Annotated in this window: 20 protein-coding genes and 1 pseudogene; 19 read left to right on the forward strand and 2 right to left on the reverse strand. The window is 35.8% G+C overall.

The window, feature by feature from the left end; all coding sequences use genetic code 11:
• The first annotated feature begins 56 nt into the window (after positions 1 to 56).
• From G7Y42_RS11590 to G7Y42_RS11650, 13 genes and pseudogenes are all read left to right on the forward strand, one after another.
• A complete protein-coding gene (locus G7Y42_RS11590) occupies positions 57 to 1,535 on the forward strand; it encodes a primase C-terminal domain-containing protein (RefSeq protein WP_241161956.1) in 1,479 nt (492 codons plus the stop codon).
• A 59-nt stretch (positions 1,536 to 1,594) separates the two neighbouring features.
• Positions 1,595 to 1,891 carry a type III secretion system protein PrgR gene (locus tag G7Y42_RS11595; protein WP_165038205.1) on the forward strand — a complete coding sequence of 99 codons (297 nt, stop codon included), beginning with the start codon at positions 1,595 to 1,597 and terminating at the stop codon, positions 1,889 to 1,891.
• An 860-nt stretch (positions 1,892 to 2,751) separates the two neighbouring features.
• Positions 2,752 to 3,024, forward strand: a complete 273-nt coding sequence (locus tag G7Y42_RS11600; protein WP_165038207.1) for a hypothetical protein — start codon at positions 2,752 to 2,754, stop codon at positions 3,022 to 3,024.
• 58 nt (positions 3,025 to 3,082) lie between these two features.
• Positions 3,083 to 3,772, forward strand: a complete 690-nt coding sequence (locus tag G7Y42_RS11605) for a class A sortase (RefSeq protein ID WP_165038284.1) — start codon at positions 3,083 to 3,085, stop codon at positions 3,770 to 3,772.
• 155 nt (positions 3,773 to 3,927) lie between these two features.
• Positions 3,928 to 5,013, forward strand: a complete 1,086-nt coding sequence (locus G7Y42_RS11610) for a toll/interleukin-1 receptor domain-containing protein (RefSeq protein WP_165038209.1) — start codon at positions 3,928 to 3,930, stop codon at positions 5,011 to 5,013.
• A 77-nt stretch (positions 5,014 to 5,090) separates the two neighbouring features.
• Positions 5,091 to 5,632 (forward strand): annotated as a pseudogene (locus tag G7Y42_RS11615) (class A sortase).
• A gap of 52 nt (positions 5,633 to 5,684) precedes the next feature.
• On the forward strand, positions 5,685 to 7,661 hold the full coding sequence (locus G7Y42_RS11620; protein WP_165038211.1) for a SpaA isopeptide-forming pilin-related protein: 1,977 nt from the start codon (positions 5,685 to 5,687) through the stop codon (positions 7,659 to 7,661).
• A 6-nt stretch (positions 7,662 to 7,667) separates the two neighbouring features.
• Positions 7,668 to 8,417 (forward strand): class C sortase, encoded by a 750-nt coding sequence (locus G7Y42_RS11625; RefSeq protein ID WP_165038213.1) that lies wholly within the window; start codon positions 7,668 to 7,670, stop codon positions 8,415 to 8,417.
• 15 nt (positions 8,418 to 8,432) lie between these two features.
• Positions 8,433 to 9,200 carry a pilin N-terminal domain-containing protein gene (locus G7Y42_RS11630; protein ID WP_165038215.1) on the forward strand — a complete coding sequence of 256 codons (768 nt, stop codon included), beginning with the start codon at positions 8,433 to 8,435 and terminating at the stop codon, positions 9,198 to 9,200.
• Positions 9,193 to 9,471 (forward strand): hypothetical protein, encoded by a 279-nt coding sequence (locus tag G7Y42_RS11635; protein WP_165038217.1) that lies wholly within the window; start codon positions 9,193 to 9,195, stop codon positions 9,469 to 9,471. Before G7Y42_RS11630 ends, G7Y42_RS11635 begins: the two co-directional genes overlap by 8 nt.
• 25 nt (positions 9,472 to 9,496) lie before the next feature.
• Complete coding sequence (locus G7Y42_RS11640) at positions 9,497 to 10,411, forward strand: hypothetical protein (RefSeq protein WP_165038219.1); 915 nt, start codon at positions 9,497 to 9,499, stop codon at positions 10,409 to 10,411.
• Positions 10,412 to 10,431: 20 nt separating this feature from the next.
• Positions 10,432 to 12,516, forward strand: a complete 2,085-nt coding sequence (locus tag G7Y42_RS11645) for an isopeptide-forming domain-containing fimbrial protein (RefSeq protein ID WP_241161953.1) — start codon at positions 10,432 to 10,434, stop codon at positions 12,514 to 12,516.
• Positions 12,517 to 12,589: 73 nt separating this feature from the next.
• On the forward strand, positions 12,590 to 12,826 hold the full coding sequence (locus tag G7Y42_RS11650) for a hypothetical protein (RefSeq protein WP_165038223.1): 237 nt from the start codon (positions 12,590 to 12,592) through the stop codon (positions 12,824 to 12,826).
• A 45-nt stretch (positions 12,827 to 12,871) separates the two neighbouring features.
• On the opposite strand, the gene G7Y42_RS11655 is transcribed toward G7Y42_RS11650, so the two are convergent.
• Both G7Y42_RS11655 and tnpA read right to left on the reverse strand, forming a co-directional pair.
• Positions 12,872 to 14,944, reverse strand: coding sequence for a CAP domain-containing protein (locus G7Y42_RS11655; RefSeq protein ID WP_165038225.1), 2,073 nt, complete (start codon positions 14,942 to 14,944; stop codon positions 12,872 to 12,874).
• Positions 14,928 to 15,371, reverse strand: coding sequence for an IS200/IS605 family transposase (gene tnpA / locus G7Y42_RS11660; protein WP_165038227.1), 444 nt, complete (start codon positions 15,369 to 15,371; stop codon positions 14,928 to 14,930). Before tnpA ends, G7Y42_RS11655 begins: the two co-directional genes overlap by 17 nt.
• A 332-nt stretch (positions 15,372 to 15,703) precedes the next feature.
• On the opposite strand from tnpA, the gene G7Y42_RS15030 reads away from it, so the two are divergent.
• The 6 genes from G7Y42_RS15030 to G7Y42_RS11685 all read left to right on the forward strand — a co-directional run bounded on the left by G7Y42_RS15030 (position 15,704) and on the right by G7Y42_RS11685 (position 23,601).
• Positions 15,704 to 15,904, forward strand: coding sequence for a hypothetical protein (locus G7Y42_RS15030; protein ID WP_241161954.1), 201 nt, complete (start codon positions 15,704 to 15,706; stop codon positions 15,902 to 15,904).
• Positions 15,905 to 15,959: 55 nt separating this feature from the next.
• A complete protein-coding gene (locus G7Y42_RS11665; protein ID WP_165038230.1) occupies positions 15,960 to 16,160 on the forward strand; it encodes a DUF5415 family protein in 201 nt (66 codons plus the stop codon).
• A 17-nt stretch (positions 16,161 to 16,177) separates the two neighbouring features.
• On the forward strand, positions 16,178 to 16,480 hold the full coding sequence (locus G7Y42_RS11670; protein WP_165038232.1) for a hypothetical protein: 303 nt from the start codon (positions 16,178 to 16,180) through the stop codon (positions 16,478 to 16,480).
• 70 nt (positions 16,481 to 16,550) lie between these two features.
• Positions 16,551 to 18,614: a hypothetical protein gene (locus tag G7Y42_RS11675; RefSeq protein ID WP_165038234.1), complete on the forward strand. Its 2,064-nt coding sequence runs from the start codon at positions 16,551 to 16,553 to the stop codon at positions 18,612 to 18,614.
• Complete coding sequence (locus tag G7Y42_RS11680) at positions 18,614 to 21,229, forward strand: VirD4-like conjugal transfer protein, CD1115 family (RefSeq protein WP_165038236.1); 2,616 nt, start codon at positions 18,614 to 18,616, stop codon at positions 21,227 to 21,229. The genes G7Y42_RS11675 and G7Y42_RS11680 overlap by 1 nt, the downstream gene beginning before the upstream one ends.
• Complete coding sequence (locus G7Y42_RS11685; RefSeq protein ID WP_165038238.1) at positions 21,226 to 23,601, forward strand: pLS20_p028 family conjugation system transmembrane protein; 2,376 nt, start codon at positions 21,226 to 21,228, stop codon at positions 23,599 to 23,601. Before G7Y42_RS11680 ends, G7Y42_RS11685 begins: the two co-directional genes overlap by 4 nt.
• The last annotated feature ends 27 nt before the right edge of the window (positions 23,602 to 23,628 follow it).

Consider the following 23,628-nt stretch of genomic DNA (forward strand, 5'->3'; position numbering starts at 1 on the left):
GACCTTATTCAGAGTTTTTTTGATTGCTAATTTTTCAAAATAGAAAGGTGGGGAAAATAATGCTTCAGATTTTTTTGAAAAATGGATTACGTTCTTACAAGTTTAAAAATAGTCAGCTGAAGCCGTTAAGCTTTGTTGAAGAAGAAAAGAAAGGTTCAATCTTTATTTACTATTCTAAAGAAGCCTTAGCTGTTTCAAGAGGAGTTGTGATTACTTCTATAGAAGCCATTGAGGAACAAGCGGATGTGATCACGCATTGGACGCCAAATGTTTATCGATATGGAGAATATACTGATGAGAAACGTCTAGTTGTTAAAGGCCATTTCGAGAAGAACTTACGTCAAATCAATACCTTTGTCGTTGATATCGATTCTAAAGAAAACCACCAAGGAGAGATCATTCTAGCATGTATCGACCAACTAGGTTTTATGCCGACATTGATTTTAGAATCTGATTTTGGCTATCAAGTCTATTTTGTATTAAGTACACCAGCTTATGTGACGAACAAAAGCAATTTCAAAGTAATCGACGTGGCGAAACGGATTTCTATGGCTATTCGATCGCAGCTAGCGAAACAGTTAGTAGGTGTAGATATTGGCTGTAACCATTTTGGTATTGCTCGATTTCCAAATAAAAGAAACATTGTGTTTTACGAATCAGAGAATCGGTATTCATTTTCAGAGTGGATTAATTGGTCGATGAAACAAGCGGTGGATCAAAAGATAGAGGCAAAAGCGAAGTTGGTTGTTTTTCCAGAGAAAAAAGAGTATCGACAAGTCGATGAACCTTGGTTTTACCTCTTGTTAAGAAAAGCCGATATTATCGGCGGAGAGGGACGATTGGGGCGGAACAACGTAATCTTTACGCTTTCACTTGCCTATTTTTCTTCGGGGTATAGCCAAGAAACCTGCGCATATAACATGTTTGAATTCAATGAACGTCTAAAAGAGCCTTTATCTGAAAAAGAAGTTGAAACGATCGTAAAGAGTGCGTATTCCAGCAATTATCAAGCGGCCCGACGAGATTTTATCTTGGAATTGTGCCAGGAATGGATTGCTTCAGATATCCAAGAAAAAGAGCTGTTTATCCAACGTCGGGGATGGTGGAAGTTCAAAAAGCCAAGAAACCAGCGGAAATATAATCACCAACAAGAATGGAAAACGGATCTTATGAGCTACTTAAATCAAGTAGAAGCTCAGGGACAAGGATACATAGAGAGTACAAGAAAAGAGTTACAGGAGAAAATTGGTATTCCTACACGTAGCCTTGACCGACTTTTAAAAGACTTAAAAAAAGAAAATAAGGTGTTTTACCGAAGTAAGCGTGGTAAAGGAGGAGGAATTCTGTTGATGTCAGTACGAACATTCTTAAAGCAGTGTTTACGGCGTACACGTGAGAAGCAACAAGCCTATCTTTCTCATTTGAAGGACTTGTTTTCGCTAACGAAAAAAGAGCTAGGAATGATTGTAGCGCTTTTTTTAGAAGAGCATTGTAGAAGCGAACAACTGAATTTATTTGAAGCCGATATTGGCTAAAAGTAAAATGCGCCAATTGCCTTTTACAATATATCTATGATAAGGAAGGGAGTCATTCAATGGAATTAACGCATTTACATTTAGAAAGAATCTGTTGTGAGGTGACTTTATTTAGTCGCCAACGATGGAGGATTTCTCAACAAAAGATCCAACGAATTATTGTGGATGATTCAGGAAAGCAGCAAGAAATCGTCACAAGAGAGCTAGGGGTCGATGAAGATGCGGAATTGTTTTTTACACAGATCAAATCTATTTTTAGAGATGGAAAGATTGTGGCTTGTCGTGGCTGTCCACAACACCCCTTAAAAATTTTACGCGAAAACTATGCAAAAATTAAAGCAGGAACTAAAGAATAATCATTGAACCAACAAACTAGCCTTTTTTCGTTTGTTAGTTTCTTCAAACTAGCAAAGGAAAAGCCATTGAGAGCAGCACACGGACACGAAGCAGATAGGAATTATTTGTGGGTGGAAGGAATCTCTTGAACTAGAGTTGAACCGAAGCGACACACGTAAACTGATTTTTGATGTGTTTTTTTCAGATCATTGACAACTGAATATCAACAGAACTTTCTAAGTTGATCAGCGTGCCTATTCGGGGCTTAGGAAGGATAAAACGCCTAAAATAGTACGGCTAGAAAAAGCGGTGCGTTTGGATGGGTGAGGCACATACTAGGAAGGAGAGTTGCGAAGACTCAGCTAGCACGAAAACAAAAGATGACGAGAAATCGTCCGCTCGTTTTCAAGGGAGCGATTCTTTCTTTCTACGAGTTTGAGGTTGCGAATGCTAGAAACCTTGCGAAGTCAGACATTTTTTCTGTAAAACAGGTAAAAGGAAAAACTAGCAAACGAAAAAAGGCTAGTGTAATAAAGTAAAATGACTAAAAATTGAAAGGAAAGAAACTATGTCAAATAAAAATACAACGCTCAGGAATCAATGTCCCAAAATGAAAAGCAAAAGCCCAATGAACACTAAAACGGATGAGCGAAGACTTCAGCGAACTCCGTCAGGGCTAAACTTTTTCTTAAATAAAAAAGTAATTGTTGTGACTACGGACAGCAAACGGATAGAAGGAATTTTAACTTTTATTTCAACGTATGATATTTTGATTGAGTTATTAGACAAACAACGAACAAGGACATACATGACACTTTTTAAACACGCATTGAAATATGTGCGCTGTGATGAGCCGAACTGATTGTAGGGGGAGAAATCGATGCAAAAAAGTCTATATAATCCATTAATAGAGAGAGCCAGCCAGACAATAGATTTAAAAAAAGTAAATCAACTAACTGAATATTACGAATCAGATATTTTATATAAAATTTCACAAAGTCAAAATAAAAAACTGTCAATCAAGCAATATACTACTGGATTTTCTTTAAAAGAAAAACGTTGTTTTTTGGGTTTATTGAAACATTTCAAGCGAGTGAAGATTACTTATTGTTTGGAAGCTGGAGTATTATGTCAATATTTGATTATGGCATAGAAGAAATAGATGAAGTCTGATGGTGGATACACAGATTTTGATGAAAGGAAAAAGTGAAATGGTGAATGAGAAACGATGTTTTTTCTGCGTGCTTTTTTTGCTAGGAATGAGTCTGCTAGTCCTTATAGGTGGGGAATTTGGTTTGAAGGTAGAACAAAAACATAAAGCAGAAGTATTCAAACAAAACCTTAAAATGGCAAAAAAAGTATCTATTCATAAAAATGTAAAAAACTATGGAGATCAGGCACAAGGAGTAACGAATGATTTAGCTCTGTCAGATATGATCTCTATTCAAGAACATGCAATAAAAAAAGGAATCACAAAACAAGTAACTGGACATATTCAAATACCTAGTATCCACTGTGATTTACCGATCTATTGTGGGGCGAATTCCGATACATTAAGTTTGGGGGCTGCCACTTATTTTTATGACGATGCGGAAATGGGCAAAGGAAATTATGTTCTTGCTGGACATAACATGGAAGAACCAGGTGTTCTTTTTTCAGATTTGTTAGATGTACAAAAAGGGGACATGATGGAGTTAACAGGAATTGATCATGTTTATCAGTATCGGGTGACCAACCAATTTGTTGTACCAGAATATTATACATTAGAAGATGGGTTTCCAGTAGCAGGATCTTTTTTAGCTTTGCCAGAATCAGGTGAGAAACCCAAATTAACGCTGTTTACGTGTATCTATACGGCGCAAGGGAAAGAACGATATGTTGTTCAAGGAGAATTAATCTAATATTAACAAGGAAGAGAAAGTCTATGAAATAAGGAATCAATAAAGGCTGTTTATCCAAGTGGTCTTTTTTTTGATAAATATCTAAGAGAAGAGGGAGTTTATGGATGGAATATGTTTGATTGTATGATAATACGAGAATCAATTGATTGTCATGAATGTTAAAGAAGAAAGAAGGGATTGAGATAGAGGGGATTTTTCGAATTTATAATCCATTATTTCTGGAATCTTTATTAAAGAAGTCAAGTGACGATTACAGAAAACATCGATTTCATATTTCTATAAGTGAATTAGGGATTATCCAAGATAATAGAGAGTTTTATTTTGTAAAGAAAGCAATTGAAAATTTTTTTGAATATAGATTTTCGAAAACAATATTAGTACAATTGAATCGACGAGAAAATTTATTAGAAATAGGAGAAATCCATATGAAAAAAAGAATTACTTATCGCTTTCCTTACGAAAAATATGATTCATACTACGAAGTGATTAAAGAAATAAATGACCTTGTCGATGTTGATGGGGTATGTGGAGTTTTTGCTAATAATATTTATTATTGTTTAGAGGCAGGAATTATTGTTGAAACGAATTCTAATTTTGAACAAATAAAACAAGTAGCAGAACGTGCTGGAATGGAGGTTGATTATTCTTTTGGAATAGAAGAACTTACAGTTGGGATGAGTCATAGACAATATAATAACGTTATTTTGAGAGCTGGTCATGATATAGAAGGAATAAAATTATCTCTGGCTCCACTTTTTTCATTTCCCTCGAAAAAAAATATAGAAGAAAATAATTATAGCGTAAAGACTATCACGAAGAAAAAAATATTTGTTTCTTATTCGCATAATGATAAAAATGTGGTTCGAAAAATCATTAGCGATTTGCGAGATTATGGTCTGGATTTCTGGATAGATGAAGAACAAATAGATGTTGGAGATAGGTTAATGGAGCGAATTGATGAGGGCATTAGACAAGCAGATATTCCAATTGTATTTTTAAGTGAATCTACTAAAAATGCTATGTTTGCAAAGCATGAGCTGTTGAGCTTTTTTACGAAGGTTATTTATCAACAATCTTCAAAGAAATCTTGGTTTATTGTTAAACTAGATCAAGTAAACCCTAATGATATTGTTTTTGGATTAGGTGACTTCAAGTATATTGATTATTCTGAAAGTTGCATTGAGGAAATTGCACAGGCAATTGAAAGGAAAATAAAAAAAACTAATAATTATAGATTTTAGTTTCATACGCAAAATGAAATAAAAATATATATAATACAAAACACTTTTTCGTTGTGAAAAAGTGTTTTTTGTTTTGTTTGAAAGGAGAAAAATGGTTATTTTTTTTAGGTGTTGCTTTAATCGTCTTTTGCAGGTGTTTGGCTATGTTAGCAATCAAAAACATGAAGGAGAGGTGTCTAAGCAAAATATAGAAAAAAAGATGCCCGTAGATCAAATCAATGCACATGCGAAGAGTTATAAGGACGATGAAAAAAACGTCAATAATGATATGTTTGTGTGGTAAATGTTGTCCATACAAAAAGAAGCAACTGAAATGAGCAAAGGAAACTATGTCCTAGCAGGTCATAACATGGAAATGCCAGGTGTTTTATTTTCTGATATTCAAAAGTTGTCATTAGGGGAGGTGATGGACTTAGTTAGTAACGATGGCGTCTATCGTTACAAGGTAACGCGTAAATTTATCGTACCTGAGTACTTTAAATTAATCGATGGCATTCCTGAAGAGAACTCTTTCTTGTCTTTGCTAAAGAAAGGAGAGAAATCCTTATTAACGTTGTTTACTTGTGTTTATACGTCACAAGGAAAAGAAAGATACGTGGTACAGGGAGAGCTACAATAACAAGGTTTTAATCAACGCGAGTCGTTGAAATATGAAATGAGGAGAGTAAAAAATGGCAATAAATCGGTATGTAAAAAAAGCTGGAATGCTTGTTGGAATGTTAGGAATCATAGCAGGCTGCTTTCAGGGGGATCGCGCATATGCAGAAGATGTCACGCAAAAAACGTCACCAGAAAAGGTCAATATCACGGTTCATAAATTAATGTACGATCAGGGAACAAATGTAAACATTGCTATTGATGGAATTAAAAATGATGGATATACGCATGGCAAATATCCGACTGGTGTATCGAACTTTGATAAAGGTAAGTACGGCGAAGTGGCTTTTACACTAGCTAATATCACGAATTTAGTGTTACCGAAAACAGATTCCGAATTGACGAATACGAAAATTGACGAAATTGTTCATGATGTCGAAACCAAAGGTGCGAACAGTGAATATATCAAAAAGGCGTCCAATAAAGTGACACAAGCAGTGAATGAGAACGGTGAGACGACTTTCTCGAATCAACCTGCTTACGTCAATGAAAAAAGTAATGCCTATGTGCTGTATGAAAGCCAATCAGCTGACGGCTTAGTTACACAAAAAGCGAAGCCTATGGTGGTAATTGCCCCTATGACAGATCGTACTGGTCAAGGGTTCTTACAAAATATTCATTTGTATCCTAAAAATGTGGTTCAAAAATTACGTTTTGAGTTAACAAAATTTAGTGAGGATGGGACAGCACAAAGTAAACAATCTCCTTTAAAAGATGCTAAATTCGAATTGTATAAAGGTGAACCTGGCAAAGGAACAAAATTAGGTGATCTTGTTTCGGATGAGCAAGGGAATTTAATGGTAACCGATTTAACGGTCGGAAAATATTATTTTGTCGAAATTCCTTCTACGTCGGTGATGGGTTCAGGGCAAGAGCCTACGACTGATCAGTATCTGTTAGGAGCTGACGCGCGCAATGATGCACATAACAAGTTAACCTTTGAAATTACGAATGCAGGAGTGAAAAGCAATCTGACGGCTTCTTACGTGAATTATAAAGCACCCACTATCGATAAAAGAGTGACGAATGGTTCAGGGCACGAACATTCTTTCCAAATTGGTGACGCAGTGAATTATCAAGGAACAGTTCATATTCCAACAGATATTGCAGGTGGGACAGACGGAATCGTTGTGAATGGAGTGAAAAGTGCTACTTCACCTTATAGTGTGTTTAAATGGGGCGATAGGGCAGGACAAGGACTTTCGTATGTTGCGGAAAAAGCCCATATTAAAGTGACGAATAAAGACAAATCCATTGTTCTAAAAGAAAGCATAGATTATCGTTTGATTTCTTCTAAGGATGGTTTTGTTCTTGATTTTATTGTGAATAATGGAAAAGTGAGCAATGCGTTAGCTGCTCTTCATGGGCAAGATCTTTCTATAACATACGACATGTTTGTCAACGATGCAGCAAAAATTGCGACTCCTTTATCAAATAATGTGGATTTTGTTTATAACAATAATCCTTTTATGCAAGAAGAACACCATGAAAAAACAAAAGCGATTGTTGTGACTTATGGTGCGAAATTTTTAAAAGTCGATAGTGGATTATTTGGCACAGGAATCAAAGCAACACCGCTTGAGGGCGCAGAGTTTGTGGCTAAGAATGCAGCAGGTAAGTATTACGGTGGTCTTACTGATACAGATAAAGATGGCGTCAAAGAAGCGAGTTGGGTGGACAATGTGGCTAATGCGATTCGCTTGAAATCAGATAAAGATGGACATTTTGAACTAACTGGATTATGTGAAGGTACCTACTCATTAAAAGAAGTAAAAGCGCCAAATAATTATCAAAAATTAATGAAGGAGATTTCTTTCAAGGTAGACAAAGATTCTTATCAAGAAGCGAATCGACTGACAATCAAAAATAATCAAAAAGCAACTATACCGATGACTGGAAGCCGAGGATTTCAATTATCTGTGTTGTTTACTTGTTTATTATTAGGTCTGGGCGCGATGAGTGCCACTGTTTATCTGAAAAAGAAAGCTTAATAGATTATGATCGTGAGAGAACCGAAGGAAAAGGCCGGAATGAGAGGCCTTTTCCTTCTATGTAGTGTACTGTGGGTGATCATGGCGATGAGCGTCTATTTATTGCCCAGTGTAGAAGCGAATGTAGCGCGATACCGCCAAAAGCAGGAAATCATGGAATGGGAATCAGAAGGCGATGAAGCGACAATAGATGTAGCTAAGCAGGAATTAGGGAATCCCGTAGGGATTCTAACATTTCCTGTTCTTTCTTTAGAGTTACCCATTTATGAGGGGACGTCCGAGAAAGTATTAGAAAACGGCATAGGAATCACGGAAGGAACAGGTAATATTATTGGTGGCAAAGGCAAAAATCCTTTATTAGCTGGTCACAGTGGCTTATACAAAAATAGCCTTTTCGATGATTTGCCTTCTGTGAAAAAAGATCAAAGATTCTATCTAAAAGTAAATGAGGAGCAACATGCCTATCAAATCGATCAAATCAAGGAAATCCCAAAAGAAGAATTACAACGGAACTTTACTAAGTATTTAGCACCGAATCCTAAAGAAGATCGCGTAACATTAATGACTTGTACACCAAAAGGAATCAATACACACCGTTTTTTGGTGTATGGAAAACGAGTAGCCTTTACAAAATCAGAAATAAAAGATGAAGAATACAAGAAACAAAAATTGTCTTGGAAATGGCTTTTAGGAAGTATTATTTTTCTTTCAGTCATGATCATTGGTTTGCTAGTTATTTATAAAAGAAAAAAATAAAGGAGGGGAACTAACATGAGAAATAGAAGATGGCTATTTGTTTGTGTAGCGACTCTTTTTTCTTTCACTTACACACAGCTGATGTTTGCAGACAGTCAAGAAAGCACGGATAGCACAGAACAAACGATTCAAACATCAGATAGTAGTATGATTCAAAATAGCGATGAAACCGTCGATTTTTCAACAGTTGATTCTTTAGAAGCACCGAAACCTGCAGAAGACGATCAAGTAGTCAAACAGACCATTCACGTTCAAAAGATTATTTCTTCTGAACAATTAGATAACCAAGGAAAAAAGTTTGAAAAACAAGAAGGGGTCAATGGTGCGAAGTTTGTCATATATGATGTAACAGAGTTTCTTCAGAAAATGATTCAAGAAGAAAAATGGAAGAACAAACCTTTAGATAAAGTGACAACATTGTTAAAAGAACGTGTGAAAAAATTAGCGCTTGATCAGTTAAAAAAAGTAACAGAAGGGAAAACCAGTACAGTAGCGCAACAAGATGGGATTCTGGAATTTTCGGTAGAGGTATCTGTTAATCAAAAACAAGCCTATTATATTGTCAATGAATCGAGTCCGGAGAATGTTTCAAATAGCGAAGCCACTCTTTTAATTTTGCCGGTTTCGAACGAAGAAGGAGAGCTAATGAAAGATAGTTGGATCTATCCAAAATCGCAAACGTCTATGCCTAAAATAGAGAAGAGAAAAGTCGTTTCGACTGGTATCAAACAAAGTTTTTGGTCCAAAATCATTCAGTCTTTTAAGGAATGGTGGAATGAGTAAAATTGTTCAAAAAGTGTTGCAAGTTTTTTTATTCCAGACGTCTTTCATTTCTACGGTGAGTATTTTTAGCGGTTTAACCCTTTCGCAATTGTCGATTGTGTCGAATACACAGGGATTCTTAAAAAAGTGGTTGGGTGTGATGCCAGGAACCATGCCTTTAGCAGTGATTAAAAAAATGAGTTTGTGTCCATATTATTGGATAAGTGTCTTTTTCTTAGGAATGGGGCTGTTTTTGTGGTTTGCTCGAAGAGAACAAAAAAAGCACAAATAATTATGGTAAAATGGAGGAAAGAAATGTGAATGTGCATGGTGAATTGATCATTCGATTAGGAGTGAATATTTTTATGATTTCCTTAGGAATTAAAGTGTATGATTTATTACTCAAAAATAAATATGGTCATCTATTTTTAATGCAGTCCGGGCTATATATTTCTATGATTTTAGTATGGTCCTCCATGGATTTGCTTGGTGGGATTTATATGAGTGGTAAGAGTGATACGTGGTTGATTTTCCCTTTAATATTTACTTCGCTATTAAAAGCTGTGGGTGTAGTACTTGTGTATTCAGATCGTCTAAATTGTCTGTTGAGTTTGCTTAGCTATTTGCTTTTAGCTATTTTACTATATTGGCGGATGAAAGGAAAAAAAGTAGTTATCCAACAAACTTCCCTGATTAAACTACCAGATAAAAAAATTTCGATTTATTTATCTGAGAAGGATTTCAATTATCTTTTTTTGTGGTATGTTTTGACTGCTGTATTGGTGAGTTATTTTTATGATCAATTTATTTTTCAATGGGAAAAATTATCAAGGCAAGTAATGGTCCCTTTAGGGTTTCTTACGATTATTTTGGAAGCAACTTTAACCGTTTATTATTTCATTTTCCTTAGTCAGTTAACAGAAAATAAACGATTTGCTCAACTGATGATAGAAAGAGAACGTTATAAAGATGTTTATCAGTTAATTCAGCGGTTACTGCTAGAGAAAAAAGTTCGAATGAAAGGAGAAGACGTCACTGAAGAGTTATGCCGTTGGGTTTCTTATGGTGTATTTCAAGTTTTTGGTACAGATAATTTGAAGAAAGTAAAACCGGATGAAGCTATTTTGTTGCGATTATCATTAAATGCCAGGATTTTTTTCAGCAATGAACAAACGATTTTAGAAACAGGTGTAATAGTTAGCGATGGCGGAATGATTGGAAGAATAAGCTAGATAGAAAGGGAAAAATAATGATGAAAGAAAATAAGAGATTTTGTAAGCAAAGAACGCTCATTTTAGCGTTCTTTTTTTTCGGATTCTTTTTCTTAGGAAGAGGAGTCAGTGCGCTGGAAACAGTTGATCCGTACGCAATCAAAGAAAATAATAATTTAGCGTTGTACCACGATAGTGATTCACTAAAAAGTATTCAAATCACAGGAATCAATGGCTACAAAGTGTATGATGCTTATCAAAAGAAGCACCAAAAAGCAATCTGCTGGTCAAAAGTAAAAGACCTGAAAAATACCTCGAAGATTGTGGCACATTATGAGAAAGTGGGCACGTACTTAGGAAAAGAAATCGATTGTGACGTGACCTTCTCTCAATTTGTTCCTCAAGCAGGAATCAATGAGCCGTCGATTTATCAAACGGTAAATGGAACGAAGTATTATAACTATTTATTATTGGAAAAAAACGTATACCGCGGTTTTTATATGCAGTCCATTCATGCAATGAATGTCCAATTGGGGTTCAATTATGCAGGCACAAAGACGAAAGTGAAACTTGCTTTGCCACAGACAGAAATACAATCTAAGTTGAAGAATAAACGAATCAATTTAGCGGATACTTTTCTTTCCGTCTACAGTTTAAATGGACAATACCAACAGCGCGTGTCTTGGTTCGATGATAATAACCAGTCGGTGGGCGAACGGAATATCGACATGAAAGAATTTGTCGGCTATGAGAAAATGGCGCAGCACCCTTATTATGTGACGAAAGATACGGCGTGTGGCGAATACAATGCGCCTGCCCAATCAGCGAACAAGTTGTGTTCAAAGGTAGTCGGAGGAAGAGCGGAAAAGAGTTACAGTTCCAATGGGCATTTTACGGACGTGGTGGGTTCAGACACTTATCACCGAAGTGGGGTGACTTTTTCTGTACAAGGTGAATCACCGACATTCATGATCGGTGCGAATGCCAATAACATGATGTTCAGCTTTGATTCAGCGTTGTTGTGGACGCCACAACCTCAAACACCTAAAAAAGAAGTCTTTAATCAGGCAGAAACGGAAGCAAAAGAAAACAACGTAGATAAAAAGATCATTCCTCAAGGCTCAGACGTGTATTATCATATTCACCAAAAATTTGATGCGTTAACAGTTAATTCCATGAACAAGTATCAATCATTTACGATTACAGATACGTTTGATGACAAGAATTTTATAATGCAAAAAGACAGCAAAAAGAAATGGGATGGGGCTTTATGGTGTATAGAAAATAACGGGACTTGGAAAAAAGTAGATTCTCCTGAGTTGTCTGTATCAGGTAATAAAGTTGTGTATGCGGCTTCTAGTAGTTTTATCAATAATGCCGCGAATTATGGGAAAGAATACGTACTAGAGTTGCATATGAAAGCGAAAAATGAAGCGAGTGGAATCGCGCCGAATACAGCCACAGTCACCTTTAACAATGATACTGGAAGAGGAACACAAAAAACGAATACTGTTGAAAATTATTTTCCTTTAACTCCAGTAAAGCAAGGAACACAGAATGGTGTGGATATCAATGGACGAGGAGCGAATGAGAAGGATAACGATTATTTAAATGCAGGGAGTGAAGTGGATTTTACAATTATTCAACCATGGCATAAACAAGGGGTAAATAGTAATGATCAGTATTATGAGAGTTTTAGCATAGAAGATCCGCTAGAACAAAGATTGATCTATAAAGATGGTTCAGCTAAAGTCATTGATGAGAATACGGGAAAGGACATTACTGAACAAGGTGTTCTTAACTATGATAATAATAATCGGCTTTTGAAATGGACTGCTTCTAAGGAGTTTCTCCATACGAATACTTTAGATGGGAGAATAGTGAAGTTGATTTTCAAAGCAGTTACACCAAAAAAGAAAGAAGTAGGGTTAATTAATCAAGCAAAGACAAATATTAATGGAATCGGAACACAAACGAATCAAATAGTATTTGGTGTAAAACCAAATTTGCCAATTCCAAGAATTGCTAGAACAGGTTCATTAAGAGTGTTAACTTGTTGTATGGTGTGTATGATTTTATTTTTGGGCGCAAGTTTCTCTTTATATAAAGCCGTGAAATGGAAATAAAACAACAAATAAAAAGGTCACCTTCTTCTTGATAGTGACCTTTTTATCTTGTTAGTGAAAGGAAGAGATAATTATGGTTATGACCATGAAAATTTTAGCAGTTGTGTTACCGATAAGCGTTCCGAGCTTGTCATTTTTTTTGCCTGAACAATATTATAGAGTGCAGAAGAAGATTTTAGAAAAAGTAACTCCGAAATCGTCTAGTGATGAGAAAAAATTATTGTTAACAGGATTAATGGGTAGTTTCACTTTATGGTGTATTTTATTTAGTTTGTTCAGTTTGGCAGAAAGTATATTACGTGTTCATTGAAATAAATGCCTTCCTAATGTTCCTCCAAGTTGTGATTAATTGAAACTATTTAAAAATATTTTCTGCGCCAATGAAAACACTGGTTGTATCTAACATACCATTAGTATATGGAGTGAAAGCATGGCTGATACCTGCTAAAGTTTGTTTTTCATATAATAGATTGGCGTTGTGTCCGGGGCTATCTTTCCAACCTAACATGGCAACAGAGGAACTATTATTCAATAAAGTATCGACGTAGTAATAATATGCAGTAATATTTTCCCCAGTTCCGCCATAACAGCCCAAACTGTCAAGAAGGTCTTGGAAAGTGCCCCCCTCTGGACGATAATGACTAAAGTTTGTTTGAATCTCCTGTGCGCGGATATCTGCGGCTTTTTGGACGATATCGTTGAATTGCATTTGTCCAACGCCGTTTTGTTGGCGATAATTGTTTAACCATTCCAATTCTTTTTGTCGCACTTGATTGTTTAGTTCTTCCAAAGTGATGTGTTTATATTTGAACGTAATGGTTTTGTTTTGCTGGATATCACTAATAGAACGAGAACCGTCAGTTGTATTATCAGAAACAGTTGGATCATCGTTACTACACAAAAAATAATTTTGGTCGGACATGTTTTTCCAAGGTGTAGAGAAGTTTTCACCTTCGTAAACATTTTTGGCTTCTGTTGAAAGCACAGCGTTCGTATCTATGTCTACGTGATTCACAGTGACAGTGTATTGATGTGTATATCCAAAGCCAACGTCTTGATTTGAAGTGACATTATCTAATGTGACTGTAGCGTTTGGCGTATCTCTTGGATCTAAAATATATCCATTAAATACTGGAGCTTGGATTGTGATACTTTGTCCATGCCGAACATTTTCTACATTTCGATTATGTTGATTATTAATCAGATAATCACTTGTGTAATTATCTGTACAGCGAATAAAGACTTGATGAACTTCATCGTATGAAAAAGTAATAGTTGTATTGGTATCTATTTTTTTACTTTGAGTAGTTGCTCCAGTTATTTCGTAACTGAAATTATTGGTAGTATCATTATCGTCGTATTTAAACGCTTTTGCTTGGGCAGTATAAGTAGTACCTGCTTTGACCGTTGCTTGCTCTGTCGCGATCGTTTGCCCCGTTTGTGCGTCTACGTGGTTCACTGTAACGGTATAATTCACTGGTTTAGGTTTATGAGTTAATCCTTTATACGCTGTTTCTAATTTATTTTTCGCGTCATTGACTTGGCTTTGTGTCGCTTTTGTATTGTCGAGGACAGTTTTCGCATGATTCAAAGCTGTTTGGAAAGGTGTCCAAGTAGCGTCCGTGTAATCGCCTTTTGCGATTCCTTTGACTTGATTGTAAAGGGATTGCAAGGCGTTTTTATTTACTGTTGGAGCTGGATTTTTCCTTAGGTTTTTGTACGCTGAATCTAACTGATTTTTTGCTGTGTCTACTTGTTTTTGATTAGCTTTTGAATTATCTAACACATGTTTTGCATTTGTAAGTGCATTTTGGAAATTTTTCCAACTAGCATTGGTATAGTTATTGTTTTTCGTGCGACTGACACTGGTGTATAACGCTTGTAAAGCGGATTTGTTTACCTTAGGAGTAGAAGCGTCATCTGCTCCGTACCACCCAACACCTTCGTATTTCCAGCCGTAGTTTTTGGTGAGCCATTGTACTTCTTTCCAACTACTAGTGTAGTGGTGAGAACCGCTAGTGACACCTTTTAGGAAAAGGCGATAGACAGGATGATTGTTTTTATTGGCAGAACGCCACGCAGGCCCTTCATACGTCCAGCCATAGTTTTTGGTTAACCATTTGACTTCGTTCCAGCTTGCAGTGTAGTGGTGATCTCGCAAGCCTTTATTATAAAGACGATAGACTAATTTTCCTGTATTAGTTGGGGCTTTCCATGCAGGGCCTTCGTAGTTTCCCCAATGAATTTTAACTAAGTGATCTCGTTCTTTGGTACTGGAAGTATAAAAGTGTTCATGGTTATTGGGATTATATAATCGATACATGACTACTGTGGAATCGGCGTCTACGTGAGTAGACAAAGCGACACTACTCATAAAAAAACCGGTTAATAATGATGAAAATAAACAAATTTTACTTAACTTTTTCATTGACATACTCCTTTAGGTGTGTTTCGGGTTTATCTACAACATTACCGAAGCGTTTCGGTAGGTTGGAAATGAATTCTGCTGCTTCTTTATGTGGAAAGGATTGTTTTGTTGATACAAGAAATGCTTGTGTCCAGAAATTCCGTATGTTAGCAAATTGTTTGAACTCCTTTCGTAAAATTTGTGTCTCTTTTTTTAACTTTGCCATAATAAAGCGTGGGCTTTGGTTGGGAGAGACAACGACGGTGATACGAATATGCTCTGGATAAATTTCAAGGTAACGGATCTGGAAACCATGTTTTTTACAGGTTTGTCGGATCAATTCGGCTGTACGATTTTTCACTTCTTCGTTTTTAAATACTTTTCTTCGTACTTTGGTTGAAAAAGCAAAATGAAACTGGATAAAATGAGTGACAAATTTATCTTTCATATATATATCGTTCATGTGTTTATTTTATCGCTAAATAAACAGGTAAAATTCCGTAAAAACATGTTAACGAGAAAAGAAAAAAGAAAAAAAATAATTGTGTTATTAAGGAGGAAAAATAACAAATGATAAGATTCGAAGAGAAGAAAGGAAACATACAGATTAGAGATCCCTGTTTTTAGTGGAGCAAGGATATAGTAAATCAATTTGAAGCGGATTCTTCGTTTCATAATGGAAAGAGCAAAAAATTATTAGGAAGGAGAAAAAATAAGGACGAAATCATGTTTGTTTTTTGATATATTAAACTCAAAAAATGAATGGGGTAGATTGGTACTATGAATAAAATTATTCCTTTATTATTAGTTCTTTTTGTAGGAGAACTTTTCATGAGACATGTAGGAACGATTCACTTAAATATTTTTTTGTTTTTAGTTATTTTGGCACTATGTTTCATTTTTTGGCGTTTACTACTCTCTCTAGTTGTTTCAGTGGTGAAATTCATAGTAGGATTATTTTTTATCAATCTATTCAAATAAAAAGTAAGGATCGATGAATTATCATCGATCTTTTTTTGTTCAAGGAGGAATCATCATGGCAAAAGCCAAAACGCCATTTGAAAAGGCCGCATCTAAAATTTTAGAACGTCGTGGTATTTCTGATACACAATGGAAACAAGAAGTTCTTGAAAAAGCACAATTTGATCTGTTGCGGGGAAAAGACAAGGACTTAGAAGGATATATCTATCAACGTGAACGTGAAAAACTTGTATTCGATGAAATTATTAAACATTAAAAGGAGCGAACAATCTTATGTTTGAATCAATCACAATGAAATTTTTAACTCAACCGAAAGTAGTAGCGGCGGTTGATATTTTTCGAGCCTTACAAAGTGCAGCCACTAGTTTAAAAAACAATCTAATGATTTTTGCCGCTGTTGCGGCTGTTGCCTCTATTGTTCTTGGGGGGATTTTCTTCTTCTTTGGCCGAAAAGGAGCTGAAAACGGGAAAACCCATGTCGGTTATGTATTGTTGGGGGTAGGAGTTATTTTAGCAGCTGGTTCTATTGTATTTTCAATGTTCTCAATGTTTGGACAAACGCCACAAGGATTATAAAAAATAAAATGAAGGAGTAAAAAGTACTTACATACTTTTTACTCCTTTTTTATGAAAGGTGCGAATATGAATGTATTTTACGATTGTGGGGAATACAAAAAGAGAGAAAGAGTTAATGAAAAAAGCAATGAAGGAACTAGGAAAGCGTCCTTCTTTTTTACCGAAAACTATTAAATATTCTGTCATTGAAACAGAAGAACAGTTACATGTGTTAGGAAAAGTACTGGAACAAGAAAATCAGTCTTCTGTTAATTTGAGCCTCACGTTACATGATACAGAAGGAAAAATAGAGAAAGCTGGTACAGAATACATTTTTGGCCCAATGGATTATCAAATCTCAGAAGGTTTCTATCCTACATTGATGGATTTAATCCGTCTTGATGTGTTTAAAGAAACGGATGAAACCATGAGTGTAGAAGAGTCTTATCGAAACGAAAAACTTTTACAAGTTTTAGAAGAAGAGTTAGAGAGAGACCAACTGAAAGATAGTCAAGTAAGTAAAAGCGAGGGAAATGAAGAAGCACCATGGGAACGGCCAATCTTTCCAAAAGATGAACCAAAAGAAAAAGGGCTAGTAAATGATAGCGAAGAGGTTGACATTCCGACTCAGAAATTGATATTTGAGGAAGAGAACGAAGTGAGGAATCAATTGGATGGCGATCCTTTTGAAGAAACAATGCAGGATGAAGAGACGGCCAAAGTAGAAATTGATCCAGTTGAAGCTATTGAAGAGCCAACATGGACTGAAGGGGATTCTCAGGAGTATATCGAGCCACTTATTAGTGAAGAAGTAGAGAAAAATGAAATAGAGATACAAAAGGCAACAGTGTTTGATTATATTTTGGATCAATATCCACCAGAACATGAGTGGATGAAAGAAAAAAATAAATTGTTTTTAAATGAGCTTTATTCGAAGTATCAATTACCTCAAACCTATCAAGCTTTTCTAGAGAGTAAAGAAGAATTGATCTCACAGGGAAAAGGCACGCTTTTAGAACAGTTAGAGTCTGTCCAATCAATAAATTGGCATGAGCTTGCACAAGAAGATTTATTAGCCACCTTTGAAGAACGCCAACAGGAAACAGATCAAGAAATTAATGAGTATGCGACGGAACAGTCGTCGAATTGGGAGAAAGCCAAAGAGGAATTAACTAGAGAAGAAGAGCGAGTGATTGAAGAAGAAGTACAAAAAATTAAAGACCGCTACGAAAAGAAACGCGATCATGCGTATGCCTTGTGTGTCGAAAAGATTAATCACTTTACTCAGACGAATCAAGAAGCGTTATCGAAAGAAAAAGAAAACTTATTAAAAGAACGTACAAGAGAACGAAAAGAAGAATTTTACCGAGGCTTGCGTACAGATAAGTTAAAGATTAGCAAAGAATTAAATGAGCAATTGAATCAACTCTATCAAACAACGACAGAAGTTCTTACGGAAAAACATGAACAGATCCAGCAAGAATTACAAACACAAATTCCAAAATGGAAAAAAGAGTATGAAATTTACCAACAAAAATTGAAAGAACAAGAAGAAAAACAACGGCAAAAAGAAAAAGAGCGTAAACAATTCGAATTAAAGAAACGTGAACAGGATCTTGCTGAACAAAAAATGGCAATAGAAAAACAACGGTTAGAGCAAGAAAAGGAAAAAGAAGCAGCTGCTCGTAAGGAACGTCAAGAACAAATGGATACATTGCGACAAGCACAGTTAAATTATCTATCACAACCTCAACCTACGCCTTTAGTAGCTACTGTTCAAACGCCAGTGAACAACCAAACAAATTCAACTTCTTCACCACAGCGTTCCTTTAACGGATGGATGGTGGGATGTATTGCAAGTTTAAGCTTGCTTCTAGGTGGAGGAACCGTATTTGCTTTTAATCATATCACTCAATCTTCACAGGCTGATTCTGTAGCCACAACGGCGTCAATAAAGGAAGAAGCTCAGGAACAAGCAAGAAAAAAGTATGAACAACAATTGGAAGAATTATTGAATCGTACCAATCAGTCAATAATCGATTCAAGTGAGGAAAGCAGTAAAGAGCGTGATTCTAGTAAAAAGAAAGAAGGATCAAGCGATTCAACGGCACAATCAAATTCCTCCGAAAGTTCAAAACCAAATGAGGTGAAATAATGCGCGTTCGAGAAACAACGAAACGAAAAGACAAACATTTTCATTTAGGAAAAAAGAAATATTTCTCACATTTTTATCGCTATGCACCAGCAGGTGAAAGATTACCAGGTAAGCATGATAAGCGAGTCAAACAAAAACTAATGTATAGTGGTTTAATCTATCTTCCTTTAGATTATTTAGTGACAAGAATACCTGAAGCTTTCAGTCGATTTGAAACCATTCAAGGAAGCCTACAAGGCACGAATCTTTTTCAGTTACAGGAAATGCCGCAGCTCTTTCATTTTGATTCAGCTGGTTTTTGGAATCCTTTGACCCCAACAACAAGTTTAGGAACACGATTAGTTGTTTCCACCATTTGTGTTGTTCCAGCTGTACTTATGGGATTGAAAATGGATATGTGGTTTCGCCCGTTAGCAGATGGACAAAAAGGGGATAATCGGTTAATGACACTAAAAGAAATCCAACAGATCTATCCTCAGATACCAAATACGAAAGGTTCTTTTCCTGGATATGGTGGTATTCCTATCACTCACTATAAAAAGTACTGGTATATCCAAACAGATACTGTTAACACTTGTATTGTTGGTACTTCTCGATCAGGTAAAGGACAGATTGAAGTTTTAGCGACTATTGATAATTTGTCTCGTGCAGAAAGACAAAGTTCAATGGTTGTCAATGATCCTAAAAATGAGTTGTATGTAGCCAGCAAAGATGAATTGGAAGCAAGAGGCTATGATGTTTATGCTTATAATCTGACAGAACCGTTACAGTCAATGAGTGATAATCCGTTGGCTCTAATTGTGAAATATTGGCAACGAGGTGACGTAGATACCGCAACGCAGCTAGCCAATACATTTACCAATACGATTTACTATGACGCCAATGCTTCAGACAACAAATACTTTAATGAAAACGCGCAGAAAGCTGTCAATGCGCTTATTTTTGCGTTGTTAGAACAAGCAGATCAGACAGGGGATTATTCCAAATTAACCCCCAATAATCTCGTTGAGCTTCTTTCTGAGATTGGCGGTTTTAATTATTATCCAGATCCAGACAATGAATTCAAACAGTTAAATGCCTTAGATGAATTTATGAACCAGTTGCCACCTGGAAATTTAGCAAAAAAACAATATGGAGCGACGAAAATTGGCTCTGATAAAGCGAAGGGGAATATTTTATCGACAGCTATCACAGGATTGAATCCATTTACCCTAACAAAAATTGCGAAAATGACTTCACAATCAACTATCGACTATAAGTCAGTCGGCTTTCCAAAATATTTGGATCTCAAATTGCATGAAAGTCTATTAAATCAACGAATTAGCATAGAATTTTATCATAAGGGGACGAAATTCCATGAAGAACGTGTCAAGGTAGGTTATAAAGGATTTTGTGAAATCAATTTTGATTGTCATTTAGAGCAAGGGGATCATGTTTGTTTAAAATATGATCACCAAGGAAAAGAATATGTGGCCTGGTATGAGTTCTCTCAAAAAGTATTGAAAGATGAAACGGGCAAAATCGTCTATCGAAAAAAACGGGGAGAAACGCATTTGCCAGAATGGGAAAAAGAAGCGGTTCTCACACTGGATGAAAGGAAAAGTAACTTACTAGTAGAAGCTATTCGGATGCATTATACCGATAAACCAATGGCTATTTTTATGTTAACGCCTGATTATGATCCATCGAACCATATCATTGTGAGTATTTTTCTTAGTCAGTTGTATAAAGAATTATCTACACAATGTGTTAAGACCAAAGGGGATAAATGTCACCGTAGAATTCATTTCATTTTAGATGAATTCGGAAATATGCCTGCAATGGACAACATGGAAGGAATCATGACGGTTACAGCTGGGCGAAACATGTTGTGGGATCTGTTTATTCAATCTTATCAACAGTTAACTGCAAAATATGGGGAACAAAATGCAGCGATTATCAAGGAAAACTGTCAGACACATCTCTATATTATGTCGACAGACGATAATACCATTGAAGAATTTTCTAAGAAGGTTGGAAATAAAACTGTTGAACAGGAAAATAGTACGATCAATGCGTTAGGTATGAATACTCATATCAATCGCAATGTTGATTCTGATCGTATTTTAACACCTGAACGTATTTCAACCTTCTTAGAAGGGGAAACGATTGTACTCGCCCCATTAAAGAGAAAAGATTTGAAAGGGAACAAAATAAGACCCTATCCTATTTTTAATTCTGAAAAAACAAATAGTCCTTATGCTTATCAGTATCTTGAAGATTTCGATACCTTAGGGCGAACCATTCATGATATCGATATTTATTGTACTCATGCAGATCTAGATTTGAATGAATTGCAGATTGATTATGATTATTTCTTATCAGATGAATATGCTAGAGATCTCTATCATGGACTGCATGAACAATTGGAAGAAAAAAACGAAGAAAATATGTTTTATAAAATCGTTCAGTCTCTTGAGAATGAGACGTCCAAAAAATTGTTAATTCAATTTTATGAAGAACAAGAGACGGATCGTTTTCAAGAATATGTTGAAAAGTTGGTCAAGAATCAAGAGATTTCAGAAATGATTGGGAAACGCTTGTTGTGGGAAGCAGAAAAGGTGGTGAAAGAATGATCATCGGAGGTATTTTTTCAGATATAGGAAATTGGTGGTCAGAGTTATTTGGAGAAGGTGATGCCAAAGGGGTTGCGAAAATATTACAAGATTATGGAAATTATCTACAATATCAAGATGTCTTTGGTTGGATCTGTAATACTTTTTTATGGGGTTTGATCAAAGGATTGTATAAACTCAATACTTTACTAGAGAAAACAATTTATCAAAGCTTTGATTTAAAAGGGTTATTGAACACCGCTGGTGTGAATGAATTGTTTCAAAGTTTGATTAGTAAGGTTTTGGGTCTTTTTTGTGTCGTCACATTAATCTATTTAGGCTTAAAATTTTTCATGAGTAAACACCCACCAAAACCTAAAAATATCCTGGTTAATTTAGTTATGGCTATGATTTTGATTTTTGGGGGTAGTTCTTTAATCGATGAAGGGTTAAATATCAGTAAAAGTTTTTACGGAGACGTAACTGCAGCAAATAAAGCAGATAAAACCGGCTCCCCCGCTTTTCAAATTATTCAAAATAATGTGATCGATGTCAGTACATTACTAGCAACTGATCCAAATAAAGTAGAATCTCTACCAACAGACAAAAGAAATGCCTTGACTGCTAAAAATTTTAAATCTGCGAATATCAATGGGGTTATTACTCCTGATCAAGCCGCTGCAATGGCGGATAATGATAAAAGTGGGTTATCAAACTTACAAAAGGATCGATTAAACGCGTTACAATACCGATTGGAACTGGATGATAATGGAAAAGAAATTCCTGTTAAAATTAGTGATGAAGGGTTAGCAAAGTTTGCCTATACTTCAGGTTATCGTCGATATATTAGTAAACCAGGAATTATTTTAGCTGGTGAATCTTCTTTGACGATGGCCTATTTATTTATCCTTTTTACGATCGTTACTTGTATTATTGAATTAGTATTTAAAAAATTCTATTTAGTGGTTGCTGCGTCAACGGACTTTGAGACAGGGCAACGAATGAAAAGTGCGATAGAAGATATTTCTCAATCTTTCTTATTATTGGCGTTTACGATTTTAGAATTACGAATCTATACATTAATGCTTTCGGGTATCGGTGATTTACATGCAGCAGGAAAAATCAATGGATTCTTATATGTTGTCGCTTTAATTGTACTAACTATTGCGCTATTTAAAGGGTCCCAATCTGTTACGAAAATTTTTGGCGTTGATACCAGTCTGAAAAATGGCAAAAATTCTCTTCTTAGCGCGTTTGCTTTTGGGAACATTGCGAAAAATGTAGGTAGTGGAGCAAAAAACTTTGCAAGTACTAGTAAGAATGGTTTAAGCAAATTAAATGATATTCATAAAAATGGATTTGGCAAACGAAAAGAGATGATTCCTGATAATGGAGAAGGACAATCAGACGATAAAGCTACAACTGTGCCAAACAGCAAGAAGACAGTTTCCGAAATGTTTGGGAAAGCGAAAAATGGTGTTTCTAAAGCCGCAGAAGGTCTTGGTTACGTCAATGAACGTGGATTAAAGGGGACGGCAGAAGATCTTACAGAAAAAGCAAAAGACACCTTAGAAGAGAAATTAGATGGCACGAGAGCCAAAGAATTGGCTGAAACTGTGAAAAATCCATCCGAAGCACTAGAGAAACAAAAAGAAAAAGCTTCAGAAATCAAAGAAGGATTGAAAGATGCGTATGGTGAAGGACAAGTCAATGCAGCAGTAAAAGCTAATACAACAACCGAAAAAGAAAATAAAGAAGGTGTAGCGATTCCTTCAGCCAAAGATCACCAAGAAGCGTTGCATTCTAATGGAAATTCACTAGAAGAAAAACATTCAGAAGAAGGGAAAGATGGCTTGTTACCTAAAACAGATCCAGAGCAATATCGCTATAAATCTGTTAAGCCTGAAAACGAAAAACGAATTTCAGATTTACCAAAACGAAATCAAGAATTACAAACGGATGAGGATTCGATCGATTTACCAAATGATAACGGAATCGAAGTTGGATCTGGCAAATCAACGAAATTTGATTTGCCTAAGACACAAAATTTACCAACGAAAGATAGTCGTTTGAATCAATTTAATGAGAATGATCGAAGTTTTGTTCACCAATCAACTGCAGGTAATGTTCAAATGAAACCAAGTCGATTACCTGAAAACGGGAATCTAACAACTGTTTCTTATAATTTATCTGATAGCACTGAGGCAGGAAATCCGTCCGTTCAAAATATCGTTTCAGGAGAAGCTGCACCACAACCTATTCAAAAAGTTCATACGGGTTACAAACCAGCAAACGTGGCATTTACTGCACCAACAAAAATAAATGTAACAAGAGAAACAAAAAATAGACACAATGAATTGAAAGAACAACTATTGAAGGATATCAAACCATAAAAGGCATACGAGTTAGGCCTTTTTTCT

It is taken from the genome of Enterococcus sp. ZJ1622 (genome assembly GCF_011038845.1).
Lineage (GTDB): Bacteria > Bacillota > Bacilli > Lactobacillales > Enterococcaceae > Enterococcus_B.